Origin of the sequence: Nocardioides ginsengisoli (assembly GCF_039537225.1) — a bacterium.
Classification (GTDB): domain Bacteria; phylum Actinomycetota; class Actinomycetes; order Propionibacteriales; family Nocardioidaceae; genus Nocardioides; species Nocardioides ginsengisoli.
The window spans coordinates 120,473-136,280 of sequence record NZ_BAABAC010000023.1; the positions used below are offsets into that span (position 1 = coordinate 120,473).

14 protein-coding genes and 1 pseudogene are annotated in these 15,808 nt (G+C 67.7%); 2 read left to right on the forward strand and 13 right to left on the reverse strand.

The window, feature by feature from the left end:
* Positions 1–42 precede the first annotated feature (42 nt).
* From nthA to AB4880_RS12160, 6 genes are all read right to left on the reverse strand, one after another.
* Complete coding sequence (gene nthA / locus AB4880_RS12135; protein ID WP_179728208.1) at positions 43–642, reverse strand: nitrile hydratase subunit alpha; 600 nt, start codon at positions 640–642, stop codon at positions 43–45.
* Positions 639–1,346 carry a nitrile hydratase subunit beta gene (gene nthB / locus AB4880_RS12140; protein ID WP_367919493.1) on the reverse strand — a complete coding sequence of 236 codons (708 nt, stop codon included), beginning with the start codon at positions 1,344–1,346 and terminating at the stop codon, positions 639–641. Before nthB ends, nthA begins: the two co-directional genes overlap by 4 nt.
* On the reverse strand, positions 1,343–2,968 hold the full coding sequence (locus AB4880_RS12145) for an amidase (protein WP_367919494.1): 1,626 nt from the start codon (positions 2,966–2,968) through the stop codon (positions 1,343–1,345). The genes nthB and AB4880_RS12145 overlap by 4 nt, the downstream gene beginning before the upstream one ends.
* Positions 2,969–3,052: 84 nt before the next feature.
* Positions 3,053–4,198, reverse strand: a complete 1,146-nt coding sequence (locus AB4880_RS12150; RefSeq protein ID WP_179728211.1) for an acyl-CoA dehydrogenase family protein — start codon at positions 4,196–4,198, stop codon at positions 3,053–3,055.
* A gap of 50 nt (positions 4,199–4,248) precedes the next feature.
* On the reverse strand, positions 4,249–5,592 hold the full coding sequence (locus tag AB4880_RS12155; protein ID WP_179728212.1) for an NAD-dependent succinate-semialdehyde dehydrogenase: 1,344 nt from the start codon (positions 5,590–5,592) through the stop codon (positions 4,249–4,251).
* A gap of 183 nt (positions 5,593–5,775) precedes the next feature.
* Complete coding sequence (locus AB4880_RS12160; RefSeq protein WP_367919495.1) at positions 5,776–6,567, reverse strand: acyl-CoA thioesterase; 792 nt, start codon at positions 6,565–6,567, stop codon at positions 5,776–5,778.
* A 143-nt stretch (positions 6,568–6,710) separates the two neighbouring features.
* Here AB4880_RS12160 and AB4880_RS12165 point away from each other — a divergent pair, with 143 nt between their 5' ends.
* Positions 6,711–7,391, forward strand: a complete 681-nt coding sequence (locus AB4880_RS12165) for a TetR family transcriptional regulator (RefSeq protein WP_218865838.1) — start codon at positions 6,711–6,713, stop codon at positions 7,389–7,391.
* 25 nt (positions 7,392–7,416) lie between these two features.
* Here the strand turns inward: AB4880_RS12165 and AB4880_RS12170 are convergent, their stop codons facing one another.
* Together AB4880_RS12170 and AB4880_RS12175 are read right to left on the reverse strand one after the other, a co-directional pair.
* Positions 7,417–8,796 carry an LLM class flavin-dependent oxidoreductase gene (locus tag AB4880_RS12170; RefSeq protein ID WP_367919496.1) on the reverse strand — a complete coding sequence of 460 codons (1,380 nt, stop codon included), beginning with the start codon at positions 8,794–8,796 and terminating at the stop codon, positions 7,417–7,419.
* 126 nt (positions 8,797–8,922) lie between these two features.
* On the reverse strand, positions 8,923–9,327 hold the full coding sequence (locus tag AB4880_RS12175; protein WP_179728215.1) for a PAS domain-containing protein: 405 nt from the start codon (positions 9,325–9,327) through the stop codon (positions 8,923–8,925).
* A 262-nt stretch (positions 9,328–9,589) separates the two neighbouring features.
* On the opposite strand from AB4880_RS12175, the gene AB4880_RS12180 reads away from it, so the two are divergent.
* Positions 9,590–11,125, forward strand: coding sequence for a class I adenylate-forming enzyme family protein (locus tag AB4880_RS12180; RefSeq protein WP_179728216.1), 1,536 nt, complete (start codon positions 9,590–9,592; stop codon positions 11,123–11,125).
* Between the two features lie 51 nt (positions 11,126–11,176).
* Here AB4880_RS12180 and AB4880_RS12185 read toward each other — a convergent pair whose 3' ends face one another.
* The 5 genes and pseudogenes from AB4880_RS12185 to AB4880_RS12205 all read right to left on the reverse strand — a co-directional run bounded on the left by AB4880_RS12185 (position 11,177) and on the right by AB4880_RS12205 (position 15,806).
* Positions 11,177–12,799 carry an urease subunit alpha gene (locus AB4880_RS12185; RefSeq protein ID WP_343052723.1) on the reverse strand — a complete coding sequence of 541 codons (1,623 nt, stop codon included), beginning with the start codon at positions 12,797–12,799 and terminating at the stop codon, positions 11,177–11,179.
* 23 nt (positions 12,800–12,822) lie between these two features.
* Positions 12,823–13,398, reverse strand: coding sequence for an urease subunit beta (ureB, locus tag AB4880_RS12190; protein WP_367919497.1), 576 nt, complete (start codon positions 13,396–13,398; stop codon positions 12,823–12,825).
* Positions 13,399–13,468: 70 nt separating this feature from the next.
* Positions 13,469–13,615 (reverse strand): annotated as a pseudogene (locus tag AB4880_RS12195) (urease subunit gamma); the annotation flags it as partial.
* Between the two features lie 37 nt (positions 13,616–13,652).
* Positions 13,653–14,771, reverse strand: a complete 1,119-nt coding sequence (locus AB4880_RS12200; RefSeq protein ID WP_367919498.1) for a class II histone deacetylase — start codon at positions 14,769–14,771, stop codon at positions 13,653–13,655.
* A gap of 15 nt (positions 14,772–14,786) precedes the next feature.
* The gene (locus AB4880_RS12205; protein ID WP_367919671.1) at positions 14,787–15,806 is read right to left on the reverse strand and encodes an ABC transporter permease; all 1,020 of its coding nucleotides are present in this window, start codon (positions 15,804–15,806) and stop codon (positions 14,787–14,789) included.
* Positions 15,807–15,808: the final 2 nt, after the last annotated feature.

Sequence of the window (15,808 nt, forward strand, 5' to 3'; positions counted from 1 at the left end):
GCCGCTCTCCGGCCGTCGACTCCGACCCCACGGCTGACGTCGTCATGACACTGCCTCGATGGGAGCGACGCCGATCATCGAGTCGCGGGTGACCAACCCGGCGAGCTGTTCCTCCGACCACCCCTCGGTACCCGGCGGACGCTGGGGCAGCACCCAGTAGCGGATCTCGGAGCTGGAGTCCCAGACGCGGATCTCCCTGGTTTCTGGGATCTCGTATCCGAAGTCCTCGGCCAGCACCTGTCGCGGCGCTCGGACCATGCGCGAGCGATACTGCGGCTCCTTATACCAGTTGGGCGGCAGGCCAAGGACGGGCCACGGGTAGCAGGAGCACAGCGTGCAGACGATGGCGTGGTGCACCTCATCGGTGTCCTCGAGCACCACCATGTGCTCGCCCTGCCCCCCACCGATGCCCAGCTCGGCGCAGGCCGCAGTCCCGTCCTCAAGGAGCCGCTCCTTGAACTCCGGATCGGCCCAGGCCTTCGCCACCGCCTTCGCGCCGAGTTGCGGGCCGACCTCGTTCTCGTAGATGTCGACGTAGCGGTCGATCATCTCGGTGGTCAGCAGGCCCTGCTCGATCAGCATCGACTCCAGGGCCTTCACCCGCGCCGCGATCGCCTCCGACGTGCGGTCGGCTTCGCTCATGTTCCCGCTCCTTCGCTCTCTCGCACCAGCTCGATGTAGGGTTCCCAGACGTCGAACGTCGAGGAGGTCCGGGGATCGGCGTATTCCTCGCCCCATAGCTCGGTGCCCTCGAGCCGGATCGTGTAGAGGTGGTGCGGATCCTCACCACGGTCGTTGCCGGCCGAGTCTGGGAACACGAACGAGCCGCGGTACGCAACGACCGTCCCGACCTTGCCGCGGACGTAGCGGGCCAGGCGCGTGTGGCCCAGGGGTGCGACGCCACGGACCCGGACGACGTCGCCCACCGCAAAGCCGATCGGCGCCTCGGTCGGTCGCGACGCCGGGGCACCGTGCGTCGAGAGCGCATCGACGATCTCGATCAGCTGCGGCTTCGGCTCATGGACCGGGAGCGCCGCGTCCGGGTGGTCCAGGAAGTACTGCGTCCGACGGTCCAGCTCGTCGGGGTCGATGTGACCCTTGGCGATGCCGTGATGCTCAAACGAATGGAGCCAGTGCTCGTAGTACGACGAGCTGAGATAGGTCACGGGGTCCATCAGCTCGATGCCGTGCCGGAAGGAGTCCAGCCCGAACCAGCCTCCGATCATGCAGGACAGCTGCATCGTGAAGACCGTCCGCTCCCAGTCCTGGAAGAACGGCGGCTCCGCGGGGGGCGCCTCGATCGGCCCGAGGCCGTCGGTCCCGCCCAGGTCGAACACTCCGTTCATGAGTGAACCTCCGGTCGGCCGGGGCGCGGGAAGCCGCCCACCTCGGTCTCGAACGCATGGGCGACGCGCAGCACGGTGGCGTCCTCGAACCGCTTCCCGACGATCATCATCCCGACCGGCAGCCCCCCGGCCACGCCGGCGGGAACCGAGCAGGCCGGGTGCCCGGTGATGTCGAAAGGGGCGGTGTTGGTGAGCATCTCGGTGCCACGGGCGAGGACCTCGAGCACGCCCGCATCTGGCTCCGGAAGCGGGGTCGCCCGCATCGGCGTCGTGGGCATCACCAGGACGTCGTAGTGGCGCAACGCCTCGTCGTAGGCAGCGGTGAGGTGGCGCTCCAGATTGCGTGCCATCGCGTAGTGCCGGCCGTGGCCGGTGTCGTGGGCATGGCGTCCGGCCAGCATCGTCATCTGGAGGGACTCCGAGAACGCGGACGGATCCGTCAGTCGGCGAGCACCGTAGTGCGCCATCAGCTCCGGGTCATAGCGGCCCTTCCACCCGAAGCCGAACGTGTTGCCCTCGACGAGCTGGGCGAGCCCCCCCTCGAATGCAATTACGCTGAACAGGGCGGGTGCGTTGGCGTGCCACGCGACCGACACCTCCTCTGCGACCATGCCGGCCGACCGGAGACTCTCGACGGCAGCGCGGACCGTGTCGTCGACCTCGCCTTCGGAGTTGGCGTGACCGAATCCCTCGGTGACCACACCGACTCGCAGGCCGGCCGCACCTCGTCCGAGCAGCGCCGCGTAGTCGACCATCTCCATCGAAGACGGCTGACGGGGGTCGAGCCCGTCCGGTCCGGCGATGACCGTGAGCATCTGCGCGGCCTCGGTCACCGTTCGTGCGGTGGGCCCGAGGTGGTCCAGGCTCGGCTCGACCGGAACCGCGCCGGTGTAGGGCACCAGACCCCAGGTTGGCTTGTGACCGACGATGCCCAGCCAGGAAGCCGGGATGCGGATGGAGCCGCCTTGGTCGCCCGACAGGGCCAGGTCGACCTCACCGGTGGCCACGAGCACGCCGCTGCCGCTCGAGGAGCCGCCGGCCGCCCGGCTCGGGTCCCATGGATTGCGCACGGGCCCGGGCCCGCTCTTGCTGGTGTGGGATCCCCCCGACATGCAGAGGTCCTCGCACACGGACTTCCCGACGACCACGGCACCAGCCGCCAGCAACCGGGACACCACGGTCGCGTCCTCGCGAGGGATGAAGCCCTCGAGCATCCTCGAGCCGTCCATCATCGGCACACCGGCGACACTGGTGTTGTCCTTGATGGCGACCCGCCGGCCGGCCAGTGGGCCATCGTCGCAATCCTGGACCTCGGTCCGGACGTACCAGGCGCCCCATGCATTGTCCGAGTCGTCGGGCCGCGACCACGCGCGCTCGGGAATCGCCGACACCTGCTCCGCGTAGAGTGACTCGACCAGATCCCAGGCGGCCATGGAGTCCTCCGCCGCGGTGCGAAAGTTCTCCAGGTCCGCCGGGGAGATCTCGAGGCCGTAACCTGCGGCGATCCGCTCGAGAGCCGAAGCGGTGGGTCGATCGATGGGCACGTGCCCTCCCTCTCTCGTCCGGCTCTCTTGTCCGGCCCGTATCGGTCGATAGTCGCGTGGCCGCCGAGACCCGGGCAACAGATGGAGCGCAGCGTCGAACCGGAATCCTTGTCGGATTCCTCAAGCCACGTGTGGGCGTCGCCTGCGATGGACGCAGCACGGTCAAAGACCGAGGTCGCGCCCGATCAGCTCCTTCATGATCTCGTTAGAGCCGGCCCAGATCTTCGTGATCCGAGCGTCCCGCCAAGCGCGACCCACGCGATACTCATTCATGAACCCGTAGCCGCCGTGCAGCTGTACGCAGCGGTCGAGCACCTCCGACTGTGCCTGGGCTGCCCACCACTTGGCCTTCGCGGCATCGATGGCGGTGAGCTCTCCCCGCACGTGGGCCATGACGCACTTGTCGACGTATGCCTCCGCGACCTCGATCTGGGTGAAGAGCTCGGCGAGCAGGAACTTGTTGTGCTGGAAGGTTCCGACAGGTTGCCCGAACGCCTCGCGCTCCTTGGTGTAGACCAGCGTCTCCTCGAGGATCTGCTTGGCATGAGCGACATTGCTGATGGCGGACCCGAGGCGCTCCTGCGGGAGCCACTGCATCATGTGGATGAAGCCGTGGTCGAGCTCGCCGATGAGCTCCGCATCCGTGACCCGCACGTTGTCGAAGAACAGCTCTGCCGTGTCCGACTCCTCCTGGCCGACCTTATCGAGCTTGCGGCCGCGGGAGAAGCCCTCCTTGGTGGTCTCGACCGCGAAGAGCGAGATCCCGCGCGCCTTCTTGTCGGGGCTGGTCTTGGCCGCGACCAGGACCAGGTCGGCGGAGTAGCCGTTGGTGATGAACGTCTTGGAGCCGTTGATCACCCACTCGTCCCCGTCACGGACCGCGGTGGTCTTCAACGCGGCCAGGTCCGATCCCCCGCTCGGCTCCGTCATCCCGATCGCACACAGGATCTCGCCCGACGCGATACCTGGCAGCCAGCGCTTCTTCTGCTCCTCGGTGCCCAGCTCGACGAAGTAGGGCACCACCGTGTCCGAGTGGATGCCCCAGCAGCTGTTGAGGGCCGCGACGACCTTCGAGGTCTCCTCCCCCAGCACCGCCGCGAACCGGAAGTCCTCGGCGCCGCTGCCGCCGTACTCCTCCGGGATGCCGAGGCCCAGCAACCCCTGCTCGCCCGCTGCAAGCCATAGCTCGCGCGGGAAGGCCTTGTTCTCCACGTAGGAGTCAAGATTCGGAATGACCGAGCGCTCCATGAATTCCCGGACGGACTTCCGGAACGCCTCGTGGTCACTGTCGTAGATCTCGCGTCTCACGTGCTGCTGCCTTGCCTTTCGTGATGTGGTGAGTCGGCGTTTCCGCACACTCAGCGGACGATCCGGATCATCTTCCGGTTCAGGAACTCCTCGATGCCGAGCCGGCCAAGCTCACGGCCGAAGCCCGATCGCTTGACACCACCGAAGGGCATCTCGGGTCCCATCGCGTTGACCCCGTTGACGAAGACCATGCCGGCGTCCAGCCGGGTCGCGACCCGACGCGCCTGCTCGGCGTCCGTGGTGAAGATGTAGGAGCCGAGTCCGTAGTCGGTGTCGTTCGCGACCCGGATCGCCTCCGCCTCGTCTCGAACCTTGAACACCATTGCGACCGGCCCGAACAGCTCTTCGCGAGCGACGGCGCTGCTCTCGACGCCCGTGAGCACACCGGGGGCGAACCAGGCACCTCCCTGCTCCTCGGCGCCGGCGAGGGTCGCGCCGTCAGCGACGGCCTGCGACACCTGCTCCTCCAACCGCTCCGCCGCAGCACCGGACGACAACGGCGCCGCGGGCATCGCCGTCAGCCGTGCACTGAACTTCGTCACAAAGTCGTCGTACAGGTCCTCGTGGACGATCATGCGCTTGCCTGCGTTGCACGCCTGGCCGCCGTTGGCCACACGTGCCATCACGGCCGCGTCCACGGTTGCGTCCATGTCATCGGTGCTGAGCACGATGAACGGGTCGGAACCACCGAGCTCGAGGACGACCTTCTTCAGGTGCCGGCCGGCGATCTCGGCGACTGCCGCGCCGGCCCGCTCGGATCCGGTCAGCGACACACCCTGGACGCGGCGGTCGGCGATCACGGCCTCGATCTGGGCGTTCGTCGCGTAGATGTTGTTGTACGCGCCGGCCGGGAAGCCGGCGTCGGCGAAGAGCTGGGCCAGCGCGGCGGCGGACTCCGGGCACTGTGGGGCGTGCTTGAGGACGATCGTGTTGCCGGCCACCAGGTTCGGCGCGGCGAAGCGGGCGACCTGATAGACGGGAAAGTTCCACGGCATGATGCCGAGCAGCACTCCGAGCGGCTGCCGCTGGATGAGGGCGGAGCCGCCGCCCCACTGGACCGGGATCTCCTCGTCGGCGAGGAAGGCCTCTGCGTTCGCCGCGTAGTAGGCGAAGATGCTGGCGCTGAAGTCGACCTCCATGAGCGCCTGGTCGAGCGGCTTTCCCATCTCGCGGCTGATGATGGCCGCGAGCTCGTCCCGCCGCTCCGTGTGGAGCTCGGCGGCGCGCCGCGTGCACTTCGCCCGGTCGCTGACGGCGGCGTCGCGCGCCCAGGTCTCGTAGGCCTCGGACGCGTTCGCCACGGCCGCCATCACGTCGTCGTCGGTGGCCGTCGGATAGGCGCGGACCTCCTCGCCCGTTGCGGGGTCGACCACGGCATAGCGTTGCTCAGACATCCATCTCTCCGTTCATGAGGGCCGACGAGTCGCTGCCGTCAGCGGGTCGCGCTCGGCGCGGGCGTCGAGGGCGACTCGATCTGGTCGCACGCCCTCAAATGATAGTGCGCTATCACCGTAGCGGTCACTGTGAAGTGCCGGCAAGGGGATCGGGGAGATTTGTCCTTCGAGAGGACCAGGTGATCAGAGCTGCCAGGAGCGCAGCGCCCGCGTCACGCTCTCGGGCGGCGTCACCGACCGCTGCGCGCGGGCGTCGAAGAACACCAGGGTGGAGCTTCCCCTGGCCACGATCGTGGCGCCGCTTGCCACCACCGAGTCGATGGCCATCGAGCGGTTGCCGATCCGGGACACCCAGCTCCACATCTCCACGGACTCCCAGTGCTCGGGAGCGGGGCGGTGGAAATGGACGTCCTTCTGGGCGACCACGGTGGAGGTCGGCTCGAGGTCCATCTCCGCCATCAGCGCGATCCGCGCCTCCTGAAGGAACTCGAAGACCGCGGTATCCGCCACGTCCCCCCGCGGCGACAGGTCCGCCACACGGACGGCGACCCGCAGGTGATGACCGCGTTCGACCACGATCGGGGCCACCGAGGGCCGCTCCCCCTGGCTCCGTGATGGCGGGGAACCCAGGACGGCTCTCGACCTGGCATGCACACGCGGGCTCCCGGTCCCTTCCTCGCACAGCTCGGCCAGGACGACCGGTTCCTGAGGGCTCGGGTCGACCCAGGCGCGGGTCGCGATGGTCGCGCCGGTGCCGAACATGAGGGGCCTGAGATAGGTGACGGCCTGCCGCGTCACCGCCAGGCCATCCTCGAGGAAGGCGCGATGCGCGTCCTCGAAGTAGGCGGCGTACGCGACGTTGTTGACATGCCCCAGCGCGTCGACGTCGGCCCACCGGAGCTGCACCGCCCGCCGCACCGCGTCCGACCGTTCAGGACCATCCGGCACCGTCGGTGCGGCTCCTTGCAACGACATCCACATCACCTCTCGCCTCGCACCGCGGCGTCGTGCCGGATGTTCCTCCTGGCAGCCCCCGCGACATGGCACCTCCGCGTGTTCACGGCGCCGACCCGGGCGACACGCCCTAGACTGCGCCGCAGACCGAAGGAGAGGTGCGCGTGGCATCGGACAGTCCCCCGCAGTTGGGCCTGCGGGAGCGCAAGAAGCAGGAAGCCATGGGCCGGATGCTCGCCGCGGCCCGCGACCTGATGTGGGATCGCGGGTTCGACGCTGTCACGACCAAGGAGATTGCTGCGCGCGCTGACGTCGGGGAGGCCACTCTCTTCCGCTATTTCCCATCGAAGCTCGACTTGTTCCTGATGGTCTACGGCGAGGAGTTCGAGCGGGTCGTCGACGCGTGCGCCGAGCAGGAGGCCGACAACCACGCGACCGTGTCGCGCGATGCCGAGGCCTATGTCGATCGCATCCTGGCCAGCTACCGCATGTTCGCCGAGCTCTATGTGAGATATCCCGACCTGGCCTTCACCTACGTGAAGGAATCGTTCGGCGCCCACACGGACGTGGCACAGAGCGGGCTCGCCTACGCGAACCGGTGGTTCGAACTGCTCGAGGCGATCGTGGTGCAGGCCCAGACGGCACGCGCGTTCGCGAGCATCGACGCGGCGGTCGTCGTCCAGAACTGTCACGCGCTCTACGTCCACGAGGTGCTCCGCTCCCATGCACGGGGCCTGCCGTCGGCGAAGCTGCCGGATCGCCTGACGCATCGCCTCGAGGTTCTGCTGCGCCCGCTCCAGATCCTCCCTAAGGCGAAGTGGCTCGAGCAGCTGGCCTCGATCTGAGGACCGCACCCCGACCGCTTCGGGCTCAACTCAGACTGTCGTCGGCCCGGACCGCTCTCGCCCCGGGGTGGGTTGCCGATAGCCGCTTGTTCCCCGGTCCTGCGACGTACTCCCGCAGGGTCTCGCCCTCGTAGTCCTTCCAGACCCGTCCGCGCTTCTGCAGTTCGGGAACGACCGTGTCGACGAACGCTTCGATGTCGTACGGCGTGACGGCGTACGACAGGTTGATCCCGTCGAGATCGCCCTCGTCGATCCAGCGCTCGATCTCGTCCGCGACGGTCTCGGCGCTGCCGACGAGGACCGGCTCGACCCCTCCGATGCTCATGTGGTCACCGATGTCGGCCGGCGTCCACTCCCGCGTCGGGTCCAGCTTGGTGAACAGATCCAGGACCGTCTGGATGGCATTGGTGTCACCGGCGGCCAGCGGGCTGTCCCGGTCGAAGCGCGCGAGGTCGACCCCGGAGAAGCCGCCGAACAGCGCCATCGCTCCCTCGGGCGACGCGTACTGCTGGTACTGCTTGTACCGGCGCTCAGCCTCCGCATCGGAGTCGGCGACCACCGCCGTGAGAATGGTGTAGATCTTGACGTCATCCCGCTTGCGGCCGGCGGCCTCGACCTGGTCGCGGATGTCCTTGGTGATCACCCGGCTCAGTCGGGAGTTGAGGACGTTCACGAAGAGGCCTTCGCCATGCTCCGCAGCGAAGGAGCGGCCGCGGGACGAGGCGCCCGCCTGGAAGATCACCGGGGTCTTCTGCGGCGAGGACTCGGCCATGTTGAAGCCGTCGACCTCGAAGTAGCGGCCCTTGTGGCGAATGGGGTGGACCTTCTCCGGGTTGACGTAGATGCCGCGCTCGCGGTCGAGCTCTACGGCGTCGTCGTCCCACGACCTCTCCCACAGCTTGTACATGACCGACATGAACTCCTCGGCCATCTCATAGCGCTCGTCGTGCGGCAGGGGCTTCGTGCCGAAGTTCCGCGATGCGCTGGGGAGGTACGACGTGACGACGTTCCAGCCCACCCTGCCCTTGGTCAGGTGGTCCAGGGTGCTGAAGCGCCGCGCCAGCGGGTAAGGGTGCTCGAACGTGGCCGACGCCGTGAGAGCGAAGCCCAGCCGCTCGGTCACCGACGCCATCGCCGAGACGTACTGGAAGGGGTCGTTCGCGGGGATCTGCATCCCGTTGCGCAGCGCTGGGTCGACCGAGCCCTCGTAGATGTCGTAGGGGCCCAGGACGTCGGCGAGGAAGATGGCGTCGAACCGTCCACGCTCGAGAGTGCGCGCCAGGTCCAGCCAATGGTCCAGGTCCTTATAGCGATGGGCCTGGCTCTGCGGGTGCCGCCACAGGCCCGAGCTCTGGTGCCCTGCGGCCGTCATGTTGAAGGCGTTGAGGGCGATGCGCTTGCTCACTCGTGCTCCTGAACTTGTCGAGATGAACTACACTTCGATCGAAGTATACTCTCACTTTCTCATGCCCAAGCCCGAAGCGGAAGTGTCCGCAGCAGGTGCGGCGCGGATGCTGCGGCAGGGGCGGCCTCAGCCGCCTTGGGCCCCAACCGTGGCGGTGACGTCCTCGACACCGTGGATGATGTGGGTGATCGCGCCGCTCTCGTCGAACACGGGCTGGTTGACCGGCCTCCAGTACCGGGCCTGGAAGACGCCGTCGGCGTCCGCGATGTCGTACCGCGTCACCGGCATCGCGTGGCCGGCCTTCTCGTCCAACACCCGCTGGAGAGCCGCGAGCATCGTCGCGGTGCCCGAGGCCTCGGGATCGTCGGGGTTGTCCGGGAACACCTCGAACTGGCTCCGCCCGACGACCTCGTCACGAGCCCGCCCGTCCAGACAGGTGTCCGTGACGGCCACGATTTGCCAGTCGAGGTCGAGCACTAGGTAGTTGGCAGGGATCGCGTTGAAGAGGCGCTCGAAGTCGAGTGTGTTCATGGGTGAGGCTCCTGGCTGGGGTCGACGGGTGCTGACAGCAGTCGAGCATGTGACCGAACCTGCTGACGAGTACGAACTTCGGACCCATCACCCGAGACACCTCGCGGCCGCACATGAGCCCTTGGCGATAATGCAAGGTCCGCCGCCAAAAGGCTGCGCACTCCCTATAGCGGGGTGTACACGGAGCCTCCAAGATCACGTCTGCCACAGGTTCCGCAGACATCTCAGGGACGTGGCTGTCGCGCGACGGAGGAGAGCTCACATGGTCAATGCGGTGCAGAACATCTGGCGTCATGCAGATGCGAATCCCGACCACGTCGCCCTGCGGGTCGACCGGCGCTCGTGGAGCTACGGCGAACTGCGGGCCCACGCCCGCAACGCCGCGCGTGAGCTGGCCGGGCGCGGCGTGACCCGTGGCGACCGCGTCCTCATCATGCTTCCGACGAGCGCGGAGTTCGTCTTCGTCTACCACGGCGTGCTGGCGCTCGGTGCCGTCGCCGTCACGGTCAACACTCTGTGCACGCCCCGCGAGATCGACTACTTCCACTCCGACGCCGAGTGCGTGCTGGCCGTCGGTTGCCCTGACACTCGAGACGCCCTTCTCGCGTCGTCCGACAGGCCGGCCTGGATCGTCGAGCCCGACTCGCTCGTGGCGGCTAGGACACCGGTCGACAACGCGATGACCTACGTGGAGGCGGATCCGGTCGATGCCGCCGTCCTGCTCTACACGTCTGGAACCACCGGGAGCCCCAAGGGCGCGGTCCTGACGCACGGCAACCTCCTGGCCTGCGGCCGGTCGTTGTCACAGATCCAGGGGCTCGAGCCGGAGGACCGGGTGGGCACGGCGCTTCCACTCTTCCACGTCTTCGGCCAGGCCTCGGTGATGGCCTCGGTGCAGCACGCCGGTGCCGCGCTGTCGCTGCTTCGGCCATTCGATGCCGTGCAGATGCTCGACATGGCTGTCTCCCACCGACTGACCATGATGGCCGGCGTACCGACCATGTGGAACGAGATGCTTCATGCCGACACCCCCATCACGGCCGACGACCTTCCCGACCTTCGCTACTTCCTCACAGGCGGCGCACCGCTTCCCCACGCGGTCAGGATCGAGTTTGAGACCCGGTTCGGCGCGCGCGTACTCGACGGCTACGGGCTGAGCGAGACGACTGGAGCCGCCACCGGCCAACCCCTCGCCGAGGAACCCAAGGAGGGCAGCGTCGGTCGCGCCGTCCCTGGCTGCCAGCTTGCCATCCTCGGGGCAGATCATCAGCCGGTGCCCGCCGGTGAGATCGGCGAAGTCGCCGTCCAGGGACCCAACGTCATGCGGGAGTACTGGAACCGGCCGGATGCCACCGCCGCCGTACAGAGCGGCCCCTGGTTCCTCACCGGCGATCTCGGCCGGATGGACGAAGACGGGGACCTGTGGATCGTCGGCCGGCTCAAGGAGCTGATCATCCGCGGGGGGTACAACGTCTACCCCGCTGAGGTCGAGGACGTCCTCTACCGCCACCCGGCAGTCGTGGAATGCGCGGTGATCGGCATCCCCGACGAACGCCTGGGCGAGGAGGTTGCCGCCGTCCTGGTCCTCCAACCGGGTCACGACCTCGACGTGGCCCAGGTGCGCACCTGGCTGGGTGAGCGACTCGCCTCGTACAAGGTCCCGCGCGTCTACCACCTCCGCGATGCCCTCCCGAAGGGCTCGACGGGCAAGATCCTCAAGCGCGCGATCGACGTCGACGACGTCGCACAGCACGGCATCAGGACCCGCCGCAGCGACAGCACGAAAGCGACCGCCTGAATCGACCAGGTTGCAAACGGTCGTCATCCCCCGTCGCAGCGCGTCGGGTCGTCACAGGTAGTACAGCCGCGAGAGCGCGACCTTGTCGACCGGTCGACTCGTGAGGGCGTGCCCGTCGAGGGTGACCGAGGTGGTGTCGGGATCGACCTCGACCACGCCCGTGCGTCCGTGGTGAACCATCGCGGACAGGTCGACGGTGCGGGTGTCCCGCACGGCGACGCGGAGTCGCCGGGTCGGTGCCGTGTCCTTGCCGGAGTCGAGGCTGGCCTGGCTCACGTAGAGGACGGAGAGCTCCATCGCGGCGGCTCCATGGCCGCCCAGGTGGGGCCCGAGGACGATGGGCTCGGCGAGCGGGACGGAGGCGTTGGGATCGCCCGTCGTGCCCCAGGCCGGGAACCCGGACTTCAGAACCATCTCGGGAGTCGTCCCGAAACGGGCGGGTGACCACAGGACGAGGTCGGCTCGGAGACCGGGTGCGACGCGGCCGATGTCATGGCTCAGGCCGTGTGCGATCGCAGGGTTCGTGGTGAGCTTGGCCAGGTAGCGCAGCACACGGGCGTTGTCGTGCCGCTCGTGATCGGCCCCTCGCTCAGCCTTCATCTTGCCCGCGAGGGCGAAAGTACGACGAACCGTCTCCCCGGCCCTGCCCATGCCGAGTGCGTCGGAGGAAGTGATGGGGATGACACCGAGGTCGTGGAGGACGTCCTCGGCCGCCATGGTGGAGGCGCGGATCCGGTCGCGTGCTCGTCGCGTCGCATCGGCCATGTCGCCCGAATGACCGTGCACCGCCAAGATCATGGGCACGTGCTCGGCGATCGCATCCCGACCGAAGGGGAGTGTCGGGTTGGTCGAGGACGCGATCACGTTGGGGACGCCAGCGAGCCGCAGCACGTCCGGGACGTGTCCTCCACCGCAGCCTTCGACGTGGAAGGCGTGCACGGTCCGTCCACCGATCACGGCCAACGTGTCGGCGACCGAACCTGACTCGTTGAGCCCGTCGGTGTGCAGCGCGACCTGGACGTCGTACTCGTCGGCGACGTTGAGAGCAGTGTCCAGGGCGCGGGGATGAGCCCCCAGGTCCTCGTGGACCTTGAAGCCGCACACGCCGCCATCGACGACTGCTTCGACCAGCGCGTGCGGAGTGGAGGACGACCCACGGCCGAGGATGCCGACATTGACCGGCCAGTCGTCGAATGCCGACTGTGCCGCGCGCAGAGCCCACGGCGAGTTGACGCCGACTCCCCACACGCGTCCGAACTCCTGACAGATGACGGTCGTCACGCCGCTGGACAGTGCTTCCTCGAGGACGCGCGGCGTCAGGAGGTGGACATGGGTGTCGATCACCCCGGCGGTGAGCAGCATGCCGTCGGCGTCGATGATGGTCGTGCCGGTTCCGACCACGACATCGACGCCGTCGAGTGTGTCGGGATTGCCGGCGCGACCGATGGCCGAGATCCGCCCTGACCGGACGCCGATCGAAGTGCGCACGACGCCGAGCTCGGGGTCCAGGACAAGCGCATTGACGATGGCGATGTCACACGTCTCCCCTGCCCTCGCTGCCTTGAGATGGAGGCCGTCCCTCGCGGTCTGAGCGAAGCCCACGGTGAACTCTTCGGTGGGCTTCTCCGCGTCGTGCTCGACCTCGACGACCAGTCCGCTGTCGCCCAGCACCACGCGATCGCCTTGATGGAAGCGCGTCATGACTGGGCTGCCCCGTCGCTGCTGGGCCAGCAGCTCGCGTACGGAACGCCAGACGTGCCGAGAAGACCAGCCTCTCGGGCACGACGGAAGGCCGCGTCACGCACGGCAGGGTCGTCGAGCTGACCGTCGACATAGCCGGAGAAGCCCACGACCACACGATCACCCCCGATGGGTACGAGCTCGACATCCTTCGCCACACCTGGGTCGAAGCGGATGTTGGAGCCGCCCGCCAAGGCCAGCCGCCGTCCGTAGGCGGACGCACGATCGAAGCGCAGCAGCGGATTGACCTCGAAGAAGTGGAAATGGGAGGTGACGGTGATCGGCACGGCTCCCGTGTTGGTCACCACGAGCCTGACGACACTCGCCGGATCGAACGCGGCGCCCCGGGACGCGGTGGCCGCCATCTCACCTCGGAGCACCGTGCCGGGAGGCAACCTGCCCGCCTCGGCTGCGCTCAGCGTCGGGTCCGGTGGGGGTGAGCTGGCGGGGCCGAACGGTTCCGTCACGACAACGAGGCGGGCCCCGTCGTCGAAGGTCGCCTCCACGGCCACCGCGCCGACGATCTCCGGCACACCGGGCAACAGTCTGGGCGCGGGATAGCGCGTGTTGGCCGGCGACCAGCGCCTCCGTGTGCCTGAGGCCGTCCCTCGCGGCTTCGACCACCGCGTCGGCGACGATCGCCGTGGCCTCCGGGGCGTTGAGGAGAACGCCTCGCTGCAGCCTGCGGCGCGCGAGCTCGGCGACGAGGAAGATCTGGAGGTGGTCGTTCTCCGTCGGAGTCAGGTGCATCGGGGCTTCTTCGTGGGCGACATCGTGGCGCGTTCGGTCAACCGTGCTGGGGTACCCGGCTCAGGTTCTTCGCCGCGACCTCGATCGCGGCACCTTGGTGCGGCAGCAGACCGAGCCCCTCGGTCGTCGCGTACCCCTGGTAGGGGTCGACGACCTCCGTCGCGATGCCAGACAGTTCCTCGAGGACCGCGAGTCCGTAGTAGGGCACGGTCCAGCGGGAGTAGCCGCCCTCATGCAAGAACACCAGGCGACCGTCACACAACTGGTCTGCGGCCACCAGCAGCTTCTGCGTGAGCTCGCGATACCCGCTCGAATGCATGAGCATCCTCCCCATCGGGTCCATGTGACCGGCATCGAAGCCACAGGGGACGATGATGAGGTCGGGACGGAACCTCTCCAGCGCGGGAAGCACGATGGTGTCGAAGACTTCGTTGTACGCCGCCGCCGAGCAGCCGGGAGGCAGCGGAACGTTCAGGTTCGTTCCCGCCGCCGGCCCCTCGCCGACCTGGTCAACGAAGCCGTCGTCCGGTGGGAAGAGGCGGTCCTGGTGAATCGAGATCGTGAGCGCCCGAGGCTCGTCGTACAGCGCGGCCTGGGTCCCGTTGCCGTGATGCACGTCCCAGTCGACGAGAGCAACTCGGTCCAGCCCGCCCTGTTCCAGAGCATGCCGCGCAGCGATCGCCGCGTTGGAGAAGATGCAGAAGCCCATCGAACGATCCGGCTCAGCGTGGTGTCCCGCAGGCCGGAGGAGGGCATAGGCATTGTCCGCCTCGCCCTTGACGACCGCGTCGACCGCAGCGATGGCTCCGCCCGCAGCGAGGGAGGCGATCTCGTACGCGCCGCGGGGAACGGGTGCGAACACCCCGATCTCACCACCCATGGGCAGGTCGGAGAGGTCCTTCACCGACTGGATGAAGGCGGCGGGGTGGACGAGGGCGAGCTCAGCCTCCGACGCCTTGCGAGGCTCGACCCGGGTCAACTGGTCGAGCAAGCCGCTCACCTCGACCAGGCTGCGGAAACGCCGTACGACCTCATGGTCATAGACATGTCGATCGGGTTGGATGCTCAAGCCGTCCGGGTGGACGAGGCCCGCGTCTTGGCCCAGGTCGAACCATGCGTACTTCTCGTGCCAGACGAATCCGGTGCGTCGTGTCATCGGTGTTCCTTTCCCCTACGCCTTGCCTGAGCGTCGTTGGGAGATTGCAGTGGACACGGCGACAGCCACGAGGAGTGCGACGCCGTTGAATGTGGGCTCGACCCAGTCCGCCGCGCCGGCGAGCACCAGGCCGTTGACGCTGAAGGCCACGAAAAGGACTCCGAGGAGCGTGCCGACAACATTGAAGGTTCCAGGCTTGATCGCGGTAGCGCCCAGGAACGCCGCGGACAAGGCGGGAAGGGTGAATCCCGGACCGACCAGCGGATTGGCCGTTCCGGCACGAGCCAGCAACAACACGCCCGCTATGCCGCACAGCACACCGGAGAGCACGAAGCTGGAGAGGACCATGCGGGAGACGTCGAGTCCCACCAGACGTGCTGACGTCGGGCTCGAACCCACCGACGCGAGGTAGCGCCCATAGGGCGTGTGTCGGAGCAGGTAGTAGACCAGCACCGAGATGAACACAAGCGCCCACAGGGTGCGCGGAACTCCCAGCCACTGCCCGGATCCGACGTTGGTCAGGGCTTCGGGAATCCCGGTACTGAGCACCTGGTTCTCCGTGTACAGGCTGATCAGTCCCGCAACAACGGTCGAGGTACCAAGAGTTGCGATGAGGGCGTTCACGTCGCGATAGGCGACCAACCAGCCATTCAGCAGTCCGACTACAGCTCCCGAGAGAACTCCCAGGGAGACAGCGACGGCAAGGGGCAGTTCGTGCGTTGCAGCCGCGCTACCCGTGACGATGGACGACAGGCCGATCATGGCACCCACCGACAGGTCGAACTTGCCACACGTGAGGGGAAGAATGGAGGCAAGGGCTGCCACGGCGATGACCGACTGACTGCCGAGCACGTTCCTGAAATTCGCAAGGGTCGGGAACGTCTCCGCCGTCTGCCCATAGACCGCGAAGAACAGGCACAGCGCCGCGAACAGGACGGCGAGCGCGTACTTCTCGAGCTGGGCAAGCAGTTCTGGACCTCTGCGCAAAGTCGCAGGCGCCGCGGAGCCAACAGTCGCTTCACGGTTGGTTGCCATGG